Annotated in this window: 18 protein-coding genes; 9 read left to right on the top strand and 9 right to left on the bottom strand. The window is 69.6% G+C overall.

Annotated elements, in window-relative coordinates; translation table 11 throughout:
• The first annotated feature begins 81 nt into the window (after positions 1-81).
• Complete coding sequence (locus OG266_RS20060) at positions 82-549, top strand: GatB/YqeY domain-containing protein (protein WP_329546329.1); 468 nt, start codon at positions 82-84, stop codon at positions 547-549.
• A gap of 166 nt (positions 550-715) precedes the next feature.
• On the opposite strand, the gene OG266_RS20055 is transcribed toward OG266_RS20060, so the two are convergent.
• Positions 716-2,995, bottom strand: a complete 2,280-nt coding sequence (locus OG266_RS20055) for a transglycosylase domain-containing protein (protein ID WP_266457341.1) — start codon at positions 2,993-2,995, stop codon at positions 716-718.
• A gap of 616 nt (positions 2,996-3,611) precedes the next feature.
• Here OG266_RS20055 and OG266_RS20050 point away from each other — a divergent pair.
• Positions 3,612-3,950, top strand: a complete 339-nt coding sequence (locus OG266_RS20050; RefSeq protein WP_266463939.1) for a WhiB family transcriptional regulator — start codon at positions 3,612-3,614, stop codon at positions 3,948-3,950.
• Between the two features lie 131 nt (positions 3,951-4,081).
• Here the strand turns inward: OG266_RS20050 and OG266_RS20045 are convergent, their stop codons facing one another.
• Both OG266_RS20045 and OG266_RS20040 read right to left on the bottom strand, forming a co-directional pair.
• The gene (locus tag OG266_RS20045; RefSeq protein WP_371547505.1) at positions 4,082-5,566 is read right to left on the bottom strand and encodes an ArsA family ATPase; all 1,485 of its coding nucleotides are present in this window, start codon (positions 5,564-5,566) and stop codon (positions 4,082-4,084) included.
• Complete coding sequence (locus OG266_RS20040; protein ID WP_266457335.1) at positions 5,563-6,540, bottom strand: ArsA-related P-loop ATPase; 978 nt, start codon at positions 6,538-6,540, stop codon at positions 5,563-5,565. The genes OG266_RS20045 and OG266_RS20040 overlap by 4 nt, the downstream gene beginning before the upstream one ends.
• 118 nt (positions 6,541-6,658) lie before the next feature.
• On the opposite strand from OG266_RS20040, the gene OG266_RS20035 reads away from it, so the two are divergent.
• The 4 genes from OG266_RS20035 (at position 6,659) to OG266_RS20020 (ending at position 9,159) form a co-directional block, all read left to right on the top strand.
• Positions 6,659-6,817 (top strand): DUF4177 domain-containing protein, encoded by a 159-nt coding sequence (locus OG266_RS20035; protein WP_003967454.1) that lies wholly within the window; start codon positions 6,659-6,661, stop codon positions 6,815-6,817.
• Positions 6,814-7,293 carry a RidA family protein gene (locus OG266_RS20030; RefSeq protein ID WP_266457333.1) on the top strand — a complete coding sequence of 160 codons (480 nt, stop codon included), beginning with the start codon at positions 6,814-6,816 and terminating at the stop codon, positions 7,291-7,293. Before OG266_RS20035 ends, OG266_RS20030 begins: the two co-directional genes overlap by 4 nt.
• A 169-nt stretch (positions 7,294-7,462) precedes the next feature.
• Positions 7,463-8,332, top strand: coding sequence for an NUDIX hydrolase (locus tag OG266_RS20025; RefSeq protein ID WP_371547499.1), 870 nt, complete (start codon positions 7,463-7,465; stop codon positions 8,330-8,332).
• Complete coding sequence (locus tag OG266_RS20020) at positions 8,329-9,159, top strand: MBL fold metallo-hydrolase (protein WP_266457331.1); 831 nt, start codon at positions 8,329-8,331, stop codon at positions 9,157-9,159. The genes OG266_RS20025 and OG266_RS20020 overlap by 4 nt, the downstream gene beginning before the upstream one ends.
• 5 nt (positions 9,160-9,164) lie before the next feature.
• On the opposite strand, the gene OG266_RS20015 is transcribed toward OG266_RS20020, so the two are convergent.
• Positions 9,165-9,980, bottom strand: a complete 816-nt coding sequence (locus OG266_RS20015) for a nucleotidyltransferase domain-containing protein (protein WP_371547496.1) — start codon at positions 9,978-9,980, stop codon at positions 9,165-9,167.
• 131 nt (positions 9,981-10,111) lie between these two features.
• Positions 10,112-10,786 (bottom strand): Crp/Fnr family transcriptional regulator, encoded by a 675-nt coding sequence (locus OG266_RS20010; protein ID WP_016642758.1) that lies wholly within the window; start codon positions 10,784-10,786, stop codon positions 10,112-10,114.
• Positions 10,787-11,122: 336 nt separating this feature from the next.
• Here OG266_RS20010 and nth point away from each other — a divergent pair, with 336 nt between their 5' ends.
• From nth to OG266_RS19995, 3 genes are all read left to right on the top strand, one after another.
• Positions 11,123-12,076: an endonuclease III gene (nth, locus tag OG266_RS20005; protein ID WP_371547495.1), complete on the top strand. Its 954-nt coding sequence runs from the start codon at positions 11,123-11,125 to the stop codon at positions 12,074-12,076.
• A 124-nt stretch (positions 12,077-12,200) separates the two neighbouring features.
• Positions 12,201-12,923, top strand: coding sequence for a CoA pyrophosphatase (locus tag OG266_RS20000; RefSeq protein WP_329546323.1), 723 nt, complete (start codon positions 12,201-12,203; stop codon positions 12,921-12,923).
• Positions 12,924-13,043: 120 nt separating this feature from the next.
• The gene (locus tag OG266_RS19995) at positions 13,044-14,243 is read left to right on the top strand and encodes a MarP family serine protease (protein WP_266457306.1); all 1,200 of its coding nucleotides are present in this window, start codon (positions 13,044-13,046) and stop codon (positions 14,241-14,243) included.
• Positions 14,244-14,319: 76 nt separating this feature from the next.
• On the opposite strand, the gene OG266_RS19990 is transcribed toward OG266_RS19995, so the two are convergent.
• The 4 genes from OG266_RS19990 to nhaA form a co-directional block, all read right to left on the bottom strand.
• Positions 14,320-14,502 carry a hypothetical protein gene (locus OG266_RS19990; protein WP_266457296.1) on the bottom strand — a complete coding sequence of 61 codons (183 nt, stop codon included), beginning with the start codon at positions 14,500-14,502 and terminating at the stop codon, positions 14,320-14,322.
• A gap of 140 nt (positions 14,503-14,642) precedes the next feature.
• On the bottom strand, positions 14,643-15,593 hold the full coding sequence (locus tag OG266_RS19985) for an alpha/beta fold hydrolase (protein WP_266457293.1): 951 nt from the start codon (positions 15,591-15,593) through the stop codon (positions 14,643-14,645).
• Entirely contained in the window at positions 15,590-16,078 is a 489-nt protein-coding gene (locus tag OG266_RS19980) for a phage holin family protein (RefSeq protein ID WP_266457291.1), read from the bottom strand. The genes OG266_RS19985 and OG266_RS19980 overlap by 4 nt, the downstream gene beginning before the upstream one ends.
• Before the next feature lie 43 nt (positions 16,079-16,121).
• On the bottom strand, positions 16,122-17,525 hold the full coding sequence (gene nhaA / locus OG266_RS19975; protein WP_371547491.1) for a Na+/H+ antiporter NhaA: 1,404 nt from the start codon (positions 17,523-17,525) through the stop codon (positions 16,122-16,124).
• Between the last annotated feature and the right edge of the window lie 230 nt (positions 17,526-17,755).

Raw genomic sequence — 17,755 nt, 5'->3', positions numbered from 1 at the left:
CTGTGGACAACCTCGGACGCACGACGAGCACCCCCGAAATCAGCAGGCGACCGTCTCCCCACACCTGCGACAATCGACGGCATGACCACCCTTAAGTCGAAGCTCAAGGAAGACCTCAACGCCGCCATCAAGGAGCGCGACGAGCTCCGCTCCTCGACGCTCCGGCTGACCCTCTCCGCGATCACCAACGAGGAGGTCGCGGGCAAGACCAAGCGTGAACTCTCCGACGAAGAAGTGCAGAAGGTGATCACCCGCGAGGCGAAGAAGCGCCGCGAGGCCGCGGACGCCTTCGCGAAGGGCGGGCGCCCCGAGTCGGCCGAGCGGGAGAAGGCGGAGGGCGAGATCCTCGCCACGTACCTGCCCAAGCAGCTCAGCGACGAGGAGCTGAACGCCATCGTCGCCCAGGCCGTCGAGGAGGCGAAGTCGGCGGGCGCCGAGGGGCCGCGTGCGATCGGCCAGGTCATGAAGATCGTGAACCCGAAGGTGGCCGGCCTGGCGGAGGGCGGCCGCGTCTCCGCCCTCGTCAAGCAACTCCTCGCGGGCGGCTGAACGGACGGCGATACGGACGGCGATACGGACGGCTGAACAGGCAGCCGAACGACCCGTCCACCCGTACGCCGGTGGGGGCGCCCCTTGTCACAAGGGGCGCCCCCACCGGCGTATCGACATCAGACTTCAAGCAGGCAGCACCTGGTTCCCGGAGGAACTGGAGGAACTAGCCGTCCCGCCCACCGTTCCCGTTGCCACCATCGCCCTGCCCCTGGATGAAGCCCTCGGGGAGAGAGATGGTGGGCGTCGGCGTGGTGCCGCCGGTAGTGGTGCCCCCGGTCGTGAGGCCGCCGTCGATCAGACCGCCGTTGTTGCCGTTCCCGTTGTCGTCGTCCCCGTTGTCCCCGTCGTCGTTGCCCTTGTCCTTGTCCTTCTGGGGATCGGGGATGTTGACGAGGTTGAAGGACGGGGAGTCCTTGCCGTCGAGGGCGCCGGTCATCGCGTCCTTCCAGATGGGACCCGGCACCTGGCCGCCGTAGACCTTGTCGTGCCAGACGCCGCCGATCGTGATGTTCTCCATCTCGACCTTCTGCGTGGCGCTGCCGACCCAGACCGCGCCGGCGAGGTTCGGCGTGTAGCCGACGAACCAGGCGTTCTTGCGGGAGTCGGTCGTACCCGTCTTACCGGCGTTGGCGCGGTCGGTGAGACCGGCGGCCTGACCCGTACCGGAGTCGATCACGCCGCTCAGGAGGGTGTTGACGGTGTCCGCGGTCTTCTCGGACATCGCCCGCGAGCAGGTGGACTTCGGCACGTCGAGGGACTTCTGCTTGTCGCCGACCTTCTGCGTGATCGACTCGATGGCGACCGGGGTGCAGTACATGCCCCGGGCGGCGAAGGAGGCGTACGCGGTGGCCATCGTCAGCGGCGAGAGGCCCACCGCGCCGAGGGCGATGGACGGGCTCTCCGGCAGCTTTTCGCCGTTGCCCTGCGTGACGTGCAGCTTGTCGGTCATGTTGACCACGGGGCACAGGCCGATGTCGGAGATCATCTGCACGAAGTAGGTGTTGACCGACTTGGCCATCGCCTCCTTCAGCTGGTACGGCCCGACCTCGGACTCGGCCTCGTTCTCCACCGTGTCGCCCTGCGTGTTGACGTACGGATCGGTGCCACACCTCTGGACGGGGCTCGGGTAGTCCATCTCGTACGGCGACGCGTACTCCTGGGTCGCGGGCCGGCCCTCCTCCAGGGCGGCCGCGGCCACGAACGGCTTGAACGTCGAACCGGTCGGGAAGCCGAAGTTGGAGCCGCCCATGGCGTAGTTGACCGAGTAGTTGTACTCGGTCTCGTTCTTGCCGTAGCCGTACGGCGTCGCCTGGCCCATGCCGACGATCTTGCCCGTGCCCGGTTCGACCAGGGTGGCCGCCGCGGTGACCTTGTCCGTCTGGTTGACGTGGTCCTTGAGCGAGGCCTGCACCGATTCCTGTGCCTGCGGGTCGAGCGTCGTACGGATCGTCAGGCCGCCCTGGTTCCAGATCTTCGCCCGCTCCTCCTTGGTCTCGCCGAAGACCGGGTCGCTGAGGAAGACCTTCTCCACGTACTTGCAGAAGAAGGCCGCGCCTTCGACCGCCGTGATGCAGCCGTTGTTCGGCTTGCTGACCTTCAGGCCGAGCGGCGTCTTCATGGCCTTGTTGGCTTCCGCCTGCGAGATGTCGTTCGTCTCGGCCATGCGCTGCAGGACGGTGTTGCGGCGCTTGGTCGCCTCCGCCTCGTCGTTGACCGGGTCGTACCGGCTGGGCGACTGGACGATGCCCGCGAGCAGCGCCGACTCCTGGAGGTTCAGCTTCTTGGCGGGCTTGGAGAAGTAGCGCTGAGCCGCTGCCTCGATGCCGTACGCCTGCTCGCCGAAGAACGTGATGTTCAGGTAGTTCTCGAGGATCTTCTTCTTGCCGAGCTTCTCCTCGAGCTGGATCGCGTACTTGAGCTCGCGGATCTTGCGGCCGAGGGTCTGCTGGGTGGCCTGGGCGACCTTCGTCGGGTCGTCGCCGGCCTCTTCGACGAAGTAGTTCTTCACGAGCTGCTGCGTGAGCGTGGAGGCGCCCTGGGACACTCCGCCGCTCTGCGCGTTCTGGTTCAGGGCGCGCAGGACACCCTTCAGGTCGATCGCGCCGTGCTCGTAGAAGCGCGAGTCCTCGATCGCGACGATCGCCTTCTGCATGTACGGCGAGATGTCCTTGAGGGCGACCACGGTCCGGTCACGCGAGTAGACCGTGGCGATCTGGCCGCCCTCGCTGTCCAGGATCGTGGTGCGCTGACTCAGCTGCGGACTCTTCAGGCTGTCCGGAATCTCGTCGAAACTCTGGACCGAACCCTTGGCCGCGAGTCCGAGCGCGCCCGCCGCGGGCAGCGCGATTCCCGCCATGACCGCCCCCGCGAGCACGCTGACACCGAGGAACTTGGCGGCCTGCTGGAATGGCGACAGACCACCGCCCGAGCGCTTCTTTGGCATGAGGGCAGCCTAATCCCTAATTACGGGCGTCCCGAGGGGCAGGTGGTTCTCGGGATGTTCGAGTACGAGACCGTGACATCCAAGGGCAGCCGGGCGGGCTACGCCTCAACGTAGACCGGGTGCGCGGTCCAGATGCTCACTGCGCACCAGCGGCTCTACGACTGCGCCGTGTTCGGAGGCCTCATCCCGAGAACTTGACGGCATGGCAACGCGAGCTGTCTACGTTCTCAATCGCCGGACACGCGTATAGGCCTTGGCCTAAGCTGCTCTCAACTGTCACAGCAGTGCGGCTACGTATCAATACGTCCGGCGACCCCGAATCGTTCCGGAGGTTCCCTAATTTTTGTTGGGGGCGTGTCCGAATCCGCCTTGTGTGTCACCCGGCGTCCGTTGTGACTCAACTGAACTGTCCCGGTTTGCCGGGATACTCACGTATGTCCTCAGGTCACTCCCCCGGGTGATCTGCCGCTTACGCATAGTCCGTTCGGGCCATTCAAGATTGGGCCCGAAGGGGGTGTTGCGCTGTGCCCACCTTCCGTAACGTCCTCAACTGGCGGCGGTGAATATGCCGCTGCCGCCGTGGGGGAGCCTCGATTCGGGAGAGGACGGCGCCGGTATGGGCTGGGTAACCGACTGGAGTGCGCAGGCGGCCTGCCGCACTACCGATCCGGATGAACTGTTCGTTCAAGGAGCAGCGCAGAACCGGGCGAAGGCAGTGTGCACCGGATGTCCGGTGCGCACGGAGTGCCTCGCCGATGCGCTCGACAACCGCGTCGAATTCGGCGTGTGGGGTGGCATGACCGAGCGGGAGCGCCGCGCATTGTTGCGCCGGCGCCCCACCGTCACCTCTTGGCGTCATCTGCTCGAGACCGCGCGTACGGAGTACGAGCGCGGTGCGGGCCTGCTGCCTCTTGATGAGGAAGAGGTGTACGAGCGCTACTTGGCGGTGGGCTGAGGGCGTTTCCCTCAGTCCCCGCAGCAGTCCCTGTAGGCCATGGCCACGGCTGTGCATGTCACGGCTGTGCCTGTCACGGCCCCGCAGATCATGGCCTCGCAATGACCATGCAGGTCATGGAAGGCGCCGCGTCAGGCGCCGGTTTCGGGCAGCTCCGGCCTACCGGCCGCGAGCCGGATCCCGATGTCCCGCAGCCCTGCCAGGTCGTGCACGTCGCCGGGCAGCGCCGCCACTTCGGCCACCGCCACCTCGGGGTGGAGGGCGGTGAAGCGGTCACGCGTGCGCTGCTCGCGGGAGAGCAGCTGCATGCGCTCGGCGTGCAGCCTCAACAGGCCTGCGGTGAGCTGTTCGACGGTCCGGCCGGTGTCTGTGGTCCGATTCCCGTTCGTGGCGGCGGTCCTGTCCGTGGCGGCGGGGGAGCCTTCGTCGGGATCGTCGGCGGCGTCGGGAGCTGGTGCCTCGGAAGCGGGAGATTCTGAACTGTCGTACGTGTCGGGAGAGTTACGAAGTCCAGCCTTCCCGCCCCCCTGATCCACAATGCGGGCCTCGGCAAGATTTTCCGCGGCTTCCAGATCACGGTCCGCCGCGGCATCGGGTCCGAGGTTTTCCGCGGCGGCGAGTGCCCGCTCGGCCGACAGCTGAGCGGCGCCGCTGCCGTGCACCCGGTTGAGCACCAGACCGGCGAACGGCATGTCCTCGGCGGCCAGCCGCTCCACGAAGTACGCGGCCTCGCGCAGCGCGTCCCGCTCCGGGGCCGCGACCACCAGGAACGCCGTGCCGGGCGCCTGGAGCAGCTTGTACGTGGCGTCCGCGCGCGTACGGAACCCGCCGAAGGTCGTGTCCATCGCGGACACGAAGGTCTGTACGTCCTTGAGGAGTTGCCCGCCGAGCAGCTTCCCCAGGGTGCCGGTCATCAGCGACATCCCGACGTTCAGGAACTTCATTCCCGCCCGGCCGCCCAGCTTCGCCGGCGCCGTCAGGAGCCGGATCAGCCGTCCGTCCAGGAAGGACCCGAGCCGCTTGGGCGCGTCCAGGAAGTCCAGGGCCGAGCGGGACGGCGGCGTGTCGACGACGATGAGGTCCCATTCCTCCCGCGCCCGCAGCTGCCCCAGCTTCTCCATCGCCATGTACTCCTGCGTGCCCGCGAAGCCCGCCGAAAGCGACTGATAGAAGGGGTTGTTGAGGATCGCCGCCGCCCGCTCGCGGTCCGCGTGCGCCTCGACGATCTCGTCGAAGGTGCGCTTCATGTCGAGCATCATGGCGTGCAGTTCGCCGTCCCCCTCGACGCCCTTCACCCGGCGTGGGGTGTTGTCCAGGGAGTCGATGCCCATGGACTGGGCGAGGCGGCGCGCCGGGTCGATGGTGAGCACGACGACCTTGCGGCCGCGCTCGGCGGCGCGCAGCCCCAGCGCCGCCGCTGTGGTCGTCTTGCCCACGCCGCCCGAGCCGCAGCACACCACGATGCGGGTCTTCGGGTCGTCGATCAGCGGATCGACGTCCAGGAGGCGTGCGTTTCCCAGTGCACGGGTGGAGTCGTGCGCGTGGGCGGAGTCGCGTGCGCGGGCGGATTCCTGTGCGCGGGCGGAGTCGCGTGCGCGGGCCGGGTCCGAACTCATGAGATCCCTTGCTGACGCAGTTCCTTGGCCAGTTGGTACAGGCCCGCCAGATCCATTCCCTCGGCGAGCAAAGGGAGTTCGTGCAGCGGCAGGCCCTGTTCCGTGAGCACCGCCCGCTGCTCGCGCTCCAGGGTGTGCCGCTCGGCGTACTCGGCGGCCTGCTCCAGCAGCGGGTCCACCAGCCGCTCGGCGAGTCCGCCACGCCGGGCGCCGCCGAGTCCGGCCGCGGAGAGCGACTTGGCGATGGCGGTACGGGGGGCGGCGGCGGTGAGTTCCAGATCGGCGTCGTCGAGCAGCGCGGGCCGCACCATGTTCACGATGATCCGCCCGACCGGCAGCTTCGCGGCCCGCAGTTCGGCGATGCCGTCCGCGGTCTCCTGTACGGGCATCTCCTCCAGGAGCGCCACCAGGTGAACGGCCGTCTCCTTGGACTTGAGGACCCGCATGACGGCCTGTGCCTGATTGTGTATCGGGCCGATCTTCGCGAGGCCCGCCACCTCGTCGTTGACGTTCAGGAAGCGGGTGATGCGCCCCGTCGGCGGCGCGTCCATGACCACGTAGTCGTACGCGAACCGCCCGCTCTTGTCCTTGCGGCGTACGGCCTCGCACGCCTTGCCGGTCAGGAGTACGTCCCGCAGACCCGGCGCGATGGTCGTCGCGAAGTCGATGGCGCCGAGTTTCTTCAGGGCGCGGCCGGCGCCGCCCAGCTTGTAGAACATCTGGAGGTAGTCCAGAAGGGCCAGTTCGGGGTCGATGGCGAGGGCGTACACCTCCCCGCCCCCGGGAGCGACGGCGATTTTCCGCTCCCCGTAGGGCAGCGCTTCTGTTTCGAAGAGCTGCGCGATGCCCTGCCTGCCCTCGACCTCGACGAGAAGGGCGCGCTTGCCCTCCGTGGCGAGGGCGAGCGCGAGGGCGGCGGCTACCGTGGTCTTGCCGGTACCGCCCTTGCCGCTGACGACCTGGAGCCTGCTCACGTATTCGAGCCTAACCAGTCGGCCGCCGTACTACGCAGGAGGCTGTGGACAACGTGTGCGCGAGGCCTTGGACGACACCCGCGAAAGGCCGTGCCCGGCAACGGCTACAGTCGGCGACATGACCAAGTGGGAATACGCAACCGTGCCTCTGCTCGTCCATGCCACGAAGCAGATTCTGGACACCTGGGGCGAGGACGGCTGGGAGCTCGTCCAGGTCGTGCCCGGGCCGAACAACCCCGAGCAGTTGGTGGCCTACCTGAAGCGGGAGAAGGCATGAGTGGCGCCATCGAGGCCAAGCTGGCGGAACTCGGGCTGACACTGCCCGAGGTCGTCCCGCCGCTGGCCGCGTACCAGCCTGCCGTGCAGTCCGGTGTGTACGTCTACACCGCGGGCCAGCTCCCGATCGTGGAAGGCAAGCTTCCGCTCACCGGCAAGGTGGGCGCGGAGGTCACGCCCGAGGAAGCCAGGGACCTGGCCCGCACCTGCGCCCTGAACGCGCTCGCCGCGGTCAAGTCCGTCGCGGGCGACCTGGACCGCATCGCGCGTGTCGTGAAGGTCACCGGCTTCGTCGCCTCCGCCTCCGACTTCACCGGCCAGCCCGCCGTCCTCAACGGAGCCAGCGAACTCCTCGGCGCCGTCCTGGGCGACAAGGGCGTCCACGCCCGAAGCGCGGTCGGCGTCGCGGTCCTCCCGCTGGACGCGCCGGTCGAGGTCGAGATCATGGTGGAGCTCTCCAGCCCGTCCGGCGTTTGAGGACGAGCGCGTCAGCGCGATACGGGGGTCTGGGGGCGGAGCCCCCAGGTACGGGATGGGCAGGGGCGGAGGGGGCGAAAAAACTCTCGGTCCCGCCCCCGCCGCCGGGCAGAGGGATCCCCAAGGGCGGCCACTCGAACATCCGCCCGGCTCGGGATAGCCTCCGCCCATGGCGAATGGGCAGTGGTTCCCCCCGGAGTGGCCCGACCGCATCCGCGCACTCGCGGAGGGCACCCTCACACCGGTCGCCCCGAAGCGGGCGGCCACCGTGATGCTGCTCAAGGACGGGCCGACCGCCCCCACCGTGCACATGCTGCGCAGACGCGCCTCCATGGCCTTCGCCGGAGGCGCGTACGCGTATCCCGGCGGCGGCGTCGACCCGCGCGACGACGAGCACCACATCCGCTGGGCGGGCCCCACGCGCGCGTGGTGGGCGAAAAGGCTCGGCGTCGACGAGACCTCCGCCCAGGCCGTCGTCTGCGCCGCGGTCCGCGAGACGTACGAGGAGGCGGGCGTCCTCCTCGCGGGCCCCACCCCGGACACGGTCGTCGGCGACACCACGGGCGACGAGTGGGAGGCGGACCGCGCCGCCCTGGTCGCCCGCGACTTCTCCTTCGCGGAGTTCCTGGACCGCCGGGGACTCGTCCTCAGGTCGGACCTCCTGGGCGCCTGGGCCCGCTGGATCACCCCGGAGTTCGAGACCCGCCGCTACGACACGTGGTTCTTCGTGGCCGCCCTCCCGGAGGGCCAGCGCACCCGCAACGCCTCCACGGAGGCCGACCGCACGGTGTGGATCAACCCGGCGGACGCGGCAGCCTCGTACGACAAGGGCGAGCTGCTGATGATGCCGCCGACCGTCGCGACCCTGCGCCAGCTCACCGCGTACGACACCGCCGCCGACGCCCTCGCCGCCGCACCCGACCGCGACCTGACCCCCGTACTGGCGAAGGCCCGCCTGGAGAACGGTGAAGTGGTCCTCTCCTGGCCGGGCCACGACGAGTTCACCAAGCACATCCCGACCGGTGGAGCCTCCGCATGACCGACGCAGCCGCCCTCCCCGGCCAGCCGCGAGGCGGGGTGCTCTCCGGCCCCGCCACCCCGCGAGCCGTCAACGTCCTGGCACCCAACGCCTCCGCGATGACCCTGGACGGCACGAACACCTGGATCCTGGCCGAGCCGGACTCCGAGCTCGCGGTGGTGATCGACCCGGGGCCCCTGGACGACGTACACCTGCGGAATGTCGTGGACACGGCCGAGAAGGCCGGCAAGCGGATCGCGCTGACGCTGCTCACGCACGGGCACCCCGACCACGCCGAGGGCGCCGTGCGGTTCGCCGGGCTGACGGGCACGAAGGTGCGGGCGCTGGATCCGGCGCTGCGGCTCGGGGACGAGGGGCTCGGCGCGGGGGAGGTGATCACCACCGGCGGCCTGGAGCTGCGTGTGGTGTCCACCCCCGGCCACACCTCCGACTCGCTGTGCTTCCATCTCCCGGCCGATCAGGCCGTCCTGACCGGGGACACCGTCCTCGGCCGCGGTACGACCCTGGTGGCCCATCCCGACGGCCGTCTGGGCGACTATCTGGACTCCCTGAGGCGCCTGAGGTCACTCGCGGTGGACGACGGCGTCCACACCGTCCTGCCGGGCCACGGACCCGTCCTCGAAGACGCCCAGGGCGCCGTCGAGTTCTACCTCGCCCACCGCGCGCACCGCCTCGCCCAGATCGAGACGGCGGTCGAGAACGGCCACCGGTCCCCGTCCGAGGTCGTCGCCCACGTGTACGCGGACGTGGACCGCTCCCTGTGGCCCGCGGCCGAACTGTCGGTCCGCGCCCAGCTGGACTACCTGCGGGAGCACGGCCTCATCTAGGCCCCCTACGGCTGGTCGGGCCTCGGGGCCTTCACGCCATGCACGCGCGCGTACTCCTCGGCGAGCCACGGCCCGAGGTCGTCGACGTACGACCGCAGCACGGCGAGGTCGCCGCCGGGCTCGTAGCCGAGGACGGCCGCTGCCCGCATCTCGTCGGCCCGCTCCGGGTAGTACGCGGCGAACGCCTCGGCCATCTCCCGCAGGTCGCTGGTCCAGCCGTTCCAACGCGGCATGACGAGCGTGAACCCGGTCCGTACGAGATGGCGTGACATGTAGCGCACCAGCGGTCGGCGGGCCTCCTCGGTGTCGGCGGCATCGGCGATCCGCTCGCGCCAGCGCGGCAGGAACAGTGCGAGCTCGCCGTTCGTCTCGCGGGCGAGGAGGGAGTCGGGGCGGTAGCGCGGCAGGTACTCGGCCAGATCCTCGCCAAGGAGGCGCGTACAGAGGCAGGCGACGAACCAGCCGAGGTCGTACCTCTCCAGGTCGCTCAGCAGCCGCGTACGGCTGACCAGGAGCGTTCCGGACCCGTCGATCTGCGCGAATTCCTTGTCCAGCGCCTCGTCGAGGGAGCGGGCGTCCGCACGGTCCTCCTCGGTGGGCTCCTCGCGCAGCACGAGCAGCAGATCGAGATCGCTGCGCCCCACGCGCGCGGTGCCGCGCGGAATCGACCCGTACAGGTACGCGCTGTCGAGCCGCGACCCGAAGACGTCGAGGACCCGGTCCCGCGCCATGGCCACCACGGGCCGGAACTCCCGCGGGACGCGCCCGAGGGCGCCCTCGGGCGCGATGTAGCCCTGGGCGTCGAGCCCCTTGTTCTGCATGCGACCACTGTGCAACGGCGACGCGACGCCGTCAGGTCATTTCCAGCGGACGACGCGGCGATACGTGAAGGGCCCCACCTCGCGGCGGGGCCCTTCAGTAAGAAGACGTACGGCTGGTGCCGGCGCCAGTGCTAGCGCGACCGCTTCGCGAGCCGCTCCACGTCCAGCAGGATCACGGCACGCGCCTCCAGGCGGAGCCAGCCGCGGCCCGCGAAGTCGGCGAGGGCCTTGTTGACCGTCTCGCGGGACGCGCCGACCAGCTGGGCCAGCTCCTCCTGCGTGAGGTCGTGCACGACGTGGATGCCCTCTTCGGACTGCACGCCGAAGCGGCGGGAGAGGTCCAGGAGGGCGCGGGCGACGCGGCCCGGGACGTCCGAGAAGACCAGGTCGGACATCTGGTCGTTGGTCTTGCGCAGGCGCCGGGCGACGGCGCGCAGCAGGGCGGCGGCCACCTCGGGCCGCGCGTTCAGCCAGGGCTGGAGGTCGCCGTGGCCAAGGCCCAGCAGCTTGACCTCGGTCAGCGCGGAGGCCGTGGCCGTGCGCGGACCCGGGTCGAACAGCGACAGCTCGCCGATCAGCTCACCGGGGCCCAGGACCGCCAGCATGTTCTCGCGGCCGTCGGGGGAGGTGCGGTGGAGCTTCACCTTGCCCTCGGTGACCACGTAGAGGCGGTCCCCGGGGTCGCCCTCATGGAAGAGAGCGTCGCCGCGAGCGAGGGTCACCTCACTCATGGAGGCGCGGAGCTCCGCGGCCTGCTCGTCATCGAGCGCCGCGAAGAGCGGGGCGCGCCGCAGAACGTCGTCCACGAGTTCTCTCCTTGTCGACCTGCTCAGGGGATCTTGCTCCCCCTTGGTACCAGGGGACCGTGTTCCCCATCTTGCCGGACGGTCCAAACAGTGTGATCAGTCACAAGTCTGCCGCACTGGTGTCCCGGGCAGTGCGGCAGGGGGCCAATTGGGGGCTGATCTCATGGGTCCGGGGCGGATGTCAGTGCCGGGCTTTAGGCTGGCCGGGTGTCCAAAACGCCGGTGAGAGCACAGGCCAAGGGGGCTGGGCGGGTGGCTGTACGTCGCGATTCTGCTGTGGGCGAACAGCCCACGGACGGTACCAAGAAAACGACAAAGGGAGCAAAGGGGGTGCCGGTGAAGGTGACGGCTGCGACGCCCGCCAAGAAGGCGACGCCCGGGAAAGTGACTCCCAAGAAGGCGACGGCTACGACCAGGAAGTCGGCCGCCGCCAAGAAGGCCACCCCCGCCAAGCCCGCGCAGTCCGCCAAAAAGGCCACTCCTGCCAAGCCCCCGCAGAAGGCCCCCGCGCCAGACACCGCCTTGGTACGCCGAGCCCGCCGCATCAACCGCGAACTCGCCGAGGTGTACCCGTACGCCCACCCGGAGCTCGACTTCGAGAACCCCTTCCAACTGGTCGTCGCCACCGTCCTGTCGGCGCAGACGACCGACCTGAGGGTCAATCAGACGACTCCGGCGCTCTTCGCCAAGTACCCGACCCCAGAGGACCTGGCCGCGGCCAATCCGGAGGAGGTCGAGGAGATCCTGCGTCCGACGGGGTTCTTCCGGGCCAAGACCAAGTCGGTGATAGGGCTCTCCAAGGCGCTGAGGGACGACTTCGGGGGCGAGGTCCCCGGCCGCCTCGAAGACCTCGTCAAGCTCCCCGGCGTGGGCCGCAAAACCGCCTTCGTGGTGCTCGGCAACGCGTTCGGGCGCCCCGGAATCACCGTGGACACCCATTTCCAGCGGCTGGTCCGCCGCTGGCAGTGGACCGCGGAGACGGAGCCCGACAAGATCGAGGCGGCCGTCGGCGCGCTCTTCCCGAAGAGCGACTGGACCATGCTCTCCCACCACGTGATCTTCCACGGCCGCCGCATCTGCCACGCCCGCAAGCCCGCCTGCGGAGCCTGCCCCATCGCCCCGCTCTGCCCGGCGTACGGCGAGGGCGAGACGGACCCGGAGAAGGCGAAGAAGCTCCTGAAGTACGAGAAGGGCGGCTTCCCGGGCCAGCGCCTCAACCCCCCGCAGTCCTACCTGGACGCGGGCGGCATTCCGGCGCCCCCGCTGGGCACACCTCAGGGCGCTGGATGACGGCCCCCGCCGGGAACACCCCAAGGCGCTGCACGACGGCTCCCGCCGGAGACACCCCCGGGCTCCGGACGACGGAACGAACACGGCACCGGCAGGCGTTGGGAAGAGCAGAACGGGGGTGGCGATGACGCACGCCAGCAACACGCAGGGCGGTCGGTTGGCCGGCAACACAGAAGGCGGCCCGGTGGCCGTGAGCAAGGACGGTCTGCCCGACTGGCTCGATCCGGTGGTGCACGCCGCCGAGACGGTGGAGCCGCTCCAGCTGAGCCGCTTCCTGCCCCCGAGCGACGGAGCGGGGCGGCAGTCCGCCGTCCTCATCCTGTTCGGCGAGGGCGAGCGCGGCCCCGAGCTGCTGCTCATGGAGCGCGCCACCTCCCTGCGATCGCACGCGGGGCAGCCCTCCTTCCCCGGCGGCGCTCTCGACCCCGAGGACGGCGACCCGAAGGCCGACGGGCCGCTGCGGGCCGCTCTCCGCGAGGCCGAGGAGGAGACCGGGCTCGACCCGAGCGGCGTCCAGCTCTTCGGCGTGCTGCCCAAGCTCTACATCCCGGTGAGCAGCTTCGTGGTCACGCCCGTCCTGGGCTGGTGGCGCCGCCCGACACCGGTGGGCGTGGTCGATCCGAACGAGACGGCGCGCGTCTTCACCGTCCCCGTGGCGGATCTCACGGACCCCGCCAACCGCGCCACCGCCGTGCACCCCAGAGGCCACAAAGGCCCGGCATTCCTGGTCGAATCCGCCCTCGTCTGGGGCTTCACGGCGGGCATCATCGACCGGATCCTGCACTATGCGGGCTGGGAGCGCCCCTGGGACAGGGAGAACCACGTCCCGCTCGACTGGCGCGCATGACAGGGTGGCCCCTGTGCTGTGTCTTCCTGGGGGACGCCGCACCCGTCAGCGGCTGCGCCGCGGGTCGGACCCCCAGCCGAGACGGAGTGACCGCAGAGTGATGAGGCGAGGCTTGAAGCAGTGAACGTGCTGGACATCCTGTTGCTGGTCGCCGCCGTGTGGTTCGCGATCGTGGGCTATCGCCAGGGCTTCGTCGTCGGCATCCTGTCCGTGATCGGCTTTCTCGGGGGCGGCCTCGTCGCCGTCTACCTGCTGCCGGTCATCTGGGGCGCGGTCACCGACGACGCCGAGGTGAACACGACCGCCGCCGTCGTCGCTGTCGTCGTCGTCATCGTCTGCGCCTCCGTGGGCCAGGCCCTCACCACCCACCTCGGCAACAAACTGCGCCGCTACATCACCTGGTCCCCGGCCCGCGCCCTGGACGCGACGGGCGGCGCCCTCGTCAACGTCGTGGCGATGCTCCTGGTCGCCTGGCTGATCGGCTCGGCCCTGGCCGGCACGACGCTGCCGACGCTCGGCAAGGAGGTCCGCAGCTCCAAGGTGCTGACCGGCGTGTCACGGGCCCTGCCCAACCAGGCCGACACCTGGTTCGCCGACTTCTCCTCGGTCCTCGCGCAGAACGGCTTCCCGCAGGTCTTCAGCCCGTTCGCCAACGAGCCCATCACCGACGTCCAGCCCCCCGACCCGGCCCTCGCCAACAGCGCGGTCGCCATCCGCGCCCAGCGGTCCATCGTCAAGGTCATGGGCACCGCCCCGAGTTGCGGCAAGGTCCTCGAAGGCACCGGCTTCGTCTTCGGGGCCCGCCGTGTGATGACCAACGCCCATGTGGTCGGCGGAGTCGACGAACCCACCGTCCAGATAGGCGGCGAGGGCAAGAAGTACGACGCCACGGTCGTCCTCTACGACTGGGAGCGCGACATCGCCGTACTCGACGTGCCGAGCCTGGACGCGCCCGCCCTCCAGTTCACGACCGAGGACGCGAGCAGCGGCAACAGCGCGATCGTCGCCGGCTTCCCGGAGAACGGCGCGTACAACATCCAGCCCGCGCGCGTGCGGGGCCGCCTCACGGCCAACGGCCCGGACATCTACCACCGGGGCACGGTGCGCCGCGACGTCTACTCGCTCTACGCGACCGTCCGCCAGGGCAACTCCGGCGGCCCGCTGCTCACCACCGACGGCAAGGTGTACGGCGTGGTCTTCGCGAAGTCGCTCGACGACGCCAACACCGGGTACGCGCTCACCGTGGACGAGGTCCAGGAGGACATCATCAAGGGCCGTACCGCGAACCAGCAGGTGGACAGCGACAGCTGCGCGCTGTGATGCCTGAACCGTGCCGCGTGAGGCCTGAAGTGTGTCCGTGAGCCCTGGAGGGGGTCCGCGTGAGCCCTGGAGGGTGTCAGCCGCGAGGATGGCGCAGCCGCACCGAGACCCAGCGGGCCCGACGGCGCAGAATGCGCGGGATCCCCACCAGGGGATGATCCGTGCCCGGCAACTGCGGGGTGCCCCTCTGATGGGAGCTCAGGCCCGCGGCCGAGCGGCGTGTGCGTGCTGCGTCACTGTAGTCGTGCGTCCAGCCCATACCCCGACGTCTGCCCCCGCCCCAAGGTCGATAACCGCCCCCTGGCCCCCCAATTGGCCTATGCGTAAGGCATTTGGCTGTTCGTAGGACAGGCGTTCCCGTCCGGATACCGGACGCCCGGGTGGCCTGGGTGAACGGCCTCACCGATCAGGCTCGGGATCCTTCAGCCAGTTGACCAATTCGGTCGAAAACGCCACCGGATCTTCCTCGTGCGGGAAGTGCCCGAGCCCGTCGAACAGCCGCCAGCGGTACGGCGCTTCGACGTACTCGCCGGAGCCCGCGGCACTCCGCGTCCGCATCACCGGGTCGAGCGAGCCGTGCAGATGCAGCGTCGGCACCCGGACCGGCCGCTTCATGCGCCGGTTGAACTGGATCCCGTCCGGGCGGGCCATGGACCGCACCATCCACCGGTACGGCTCGATCGCGCAGTGCGCCGTGGAGGGGATGCACATGGCGCGGCGGTACGTCTCCACGGCCTCGTCGTCAGGAAGGCGCGGCCCTGACCAGTCCCGTACCAGACGGCCCACCAGCGCCCCGTCGTCCGCGACGAGTTGGCGCTCCGGGATCCACGGCCGCTGGAACCCCCAGATGTATGAACCCGCGGCCGTCTGCTTGACGTCGGAGAGCATGGCGTAGCGCCAGCGCCGGGGATGCGGCATCGAGGAGACCACGAGCCGGCGTACGAGCTTGGGGCGCATCACGGCCGCCGTCCACGCCAGATATCCGCCCAGGTCGTGCCCGACCAGCGCGGCGTCGGGCTCGCCGAGGGAACGGACGACTCCGGTGATGTCGAGCGCGAGGTTGGCGGGGTCGTAGCCGCGGGGCGTGCGGTCGCTGCCGCCGACTCCCCGCAGGTCCATGGCGACGGCGCGGAAACCGGCGTCGGCGAGCGCCACCAGCTGATGGCGCCACGTCCACCAGAACTGCGGGAAGCCGTGCAGCAGCAGGACGAGCGGCCCGTCGCCCATCTCGGCGATGTGGAAGCGCGCGCCGTTGGCCGCCACGTCCCGGTGGATCAGGCCTTTTCCGCCAGGGATGTCGAGCTTTACGACCGAAGTGGGTTGCGCCGAAGGTGTGGCGGGGTCCGTCATGAGGACGAGCGTGCCACAGCCTCGATGGCCTCGGGCACACGATCCTGTGCGGGCAGCTCGCGCGGGTGCGGCTTGGCGTTCTGCAGGACCCCCGCCGTCTCCTTCACCGAGGCCGCGACCTTCTGCGGGCCCTTGCTCTTCTTGGCCTTCTTCGCGAAGACCACGCCGATCAGCGCGAGCGCGGCGGCGACCAGCACGTTCGCCGCGAAGGAGAGCAGGAAGCAGATCGCGAGGTTCCAGTCGCTCCAGGTCCGGATGCCGTACGCCAGGGCGAAGCTCAGCATCGGCAGGGAGAAGATCAGCACCGCGCCCGCCACCGCGAACGCGCCACCGCTGATCGCCCCGCGCTTCACGTCCTGCTTGAGCTGCGCCTTCGCCAGCGCGATCTCGTCGTGCACCAGCGAGGACATCTCGGTCGTCGCCGAGGCGAACAACTGGCCGATGCTGCGTTCGGCTCCGACCGGACTGCCGTCGGGTGCACTCATCGCGTTCTCCCTCTCCTGCATGTTTTTGTACGGTCGTGTCAGATCATGCCGGACCGTCGTCCCCGTCGCTTGCCCCGCCCGTCACTTCGGCAAGCCTTCGGTGCTCGGCGGCCTTGCGCTCGTAGATCTCGGCCATCCGCAGGTGGTACGCCGGGTTGTCCTGTTCGTAGATGTCGGGGATGCCGTCGAGGTCGTCGTCGCGCTCCTCGGCCTCGACCAGCCCCCGGTACTTGGCGTTGCGTATCTTCAGCAGCGTTCCGGCGCATACGGCCGCGATGAGGGAGCCGACGAGGACGGCGGCCTTGACCTCGTCGGTGAGCGCCGGGTTCCCGTCGAAGGCGAGTTCGCCGATCAGCAGCGAGACGGTGAAGCCGATGCCCGCGAGGGAGGCCACGGCGAACACGTCCGGCCAGGCCAGGTCGTCACTGAGCGAGGCCCTGGTGAACCGGGCCGTCAGCCAGGTCCCGCCGAAGATGCCGACCGCCTTGCCGACGACGAGTCCAAGGACGACACCGAGCGTCTCGGGCCGCTGGAACACATCCCCCAGTACGCCTCCCGAGACCGCGACCCCGGCGCTGAACAGCGCGAACAGCGGCACGGCGAGGCCCGCCGACAACGGCCGCACCAGATGTTCGACGTGCTCGCCGGGTGAGTGCGCCTCGCCCTCGTGCCGGGTGCAGCGCAGCATCAGGCCCATCGCGACACCGGCGATGGTGGCGTGGATGCCGCTGTTGTACATCAGCCCCCAGATGACGAGGGCGAGGGGCACGTACACGTACCAGCCGCGTACACCCTTCCTCAGCAGCAACCAGAAGACGCCGAGGCCGACGACCGCGCCGGCGAGGGCGGCGAAGTTCAGGTCGGCGGTGAAGAAGACCGCGATGATCAGGATCGCGAAGAGGTCGTCGACGACGGCGAGCGTCAGCAGGAAGGCGCGCAACGCCGACGGCAGGGACGTACCGATGACCGCGAGGACGGCGAGCGCGAACGCGATGTCGGTCGCGGTGGGCACCGCCCAGCCGTCGAGAGAGCCGCCCCCCAGCACATTCGTCAGGGCGTAGACGAGCGCCGGAACCACCATGCCGCACAACGCGGCGGCGACCGGCAGCAGCGCCGCCTTCGGGTCCCGCAGATCGCCGGCCACCAGTTCGCGCTTGAGCTCGATACCGGCGACGAAGAAGAACACGGCGAGCAGTCCGTCGGCGGCCCAGTGCTGCAGGGAGAGGTTCAGACCCAGCGCGGCGGGACCGATGTGGAAGTCGAGGACGCTCTGGTAACTGTCCTTGACCGGAGTGTTCGCCCAGATCAGCGCCGCGATCGCGGCCACGAGCAACAGCACGCCACCCACGGTCTCGGCACGCAGCGCGTCCGCCACGAAGTTCCGCTCCGGCAGGGACAGACGGCCGAGGAACTTGCGGTTGGTGGTGTGGGGCGCGGGGGCGGGCACGGGAGACCTCCGGTCGGGCGGGCAGGACGAATCACATGCCGACCAGACTTCCCGGCGCACCTTGAGGATCTTGTCGCGTCACTGACGCGCTCTTCATCCTACCCAAGGCTCGACCGGACCTATCCGGTGATCTTCACGTTAAGTGCAAATGGGGTGCTTGGCGCGTTTGGTGGGGGCGTGAGGGTTTTTCGCCCCCACCGGCAGATCTTTCAGTCCCGGCCAGGGAGAGA

The organism is Streptomyces sp. NBC_00554, assembly GCF_041431135.1.
In the GTDB taxonomy this organism is placed as follows: Bacteria; Actinomycetota; Actinomycetes; order Streptomycetales; family Streptomycetaceae; genus Streptomyces.
The sequence above is the reverse complement of the archived record's forward strand: the minus strand, read 5'-3'. Positions and strand labels throughout refer to the sequence as shown.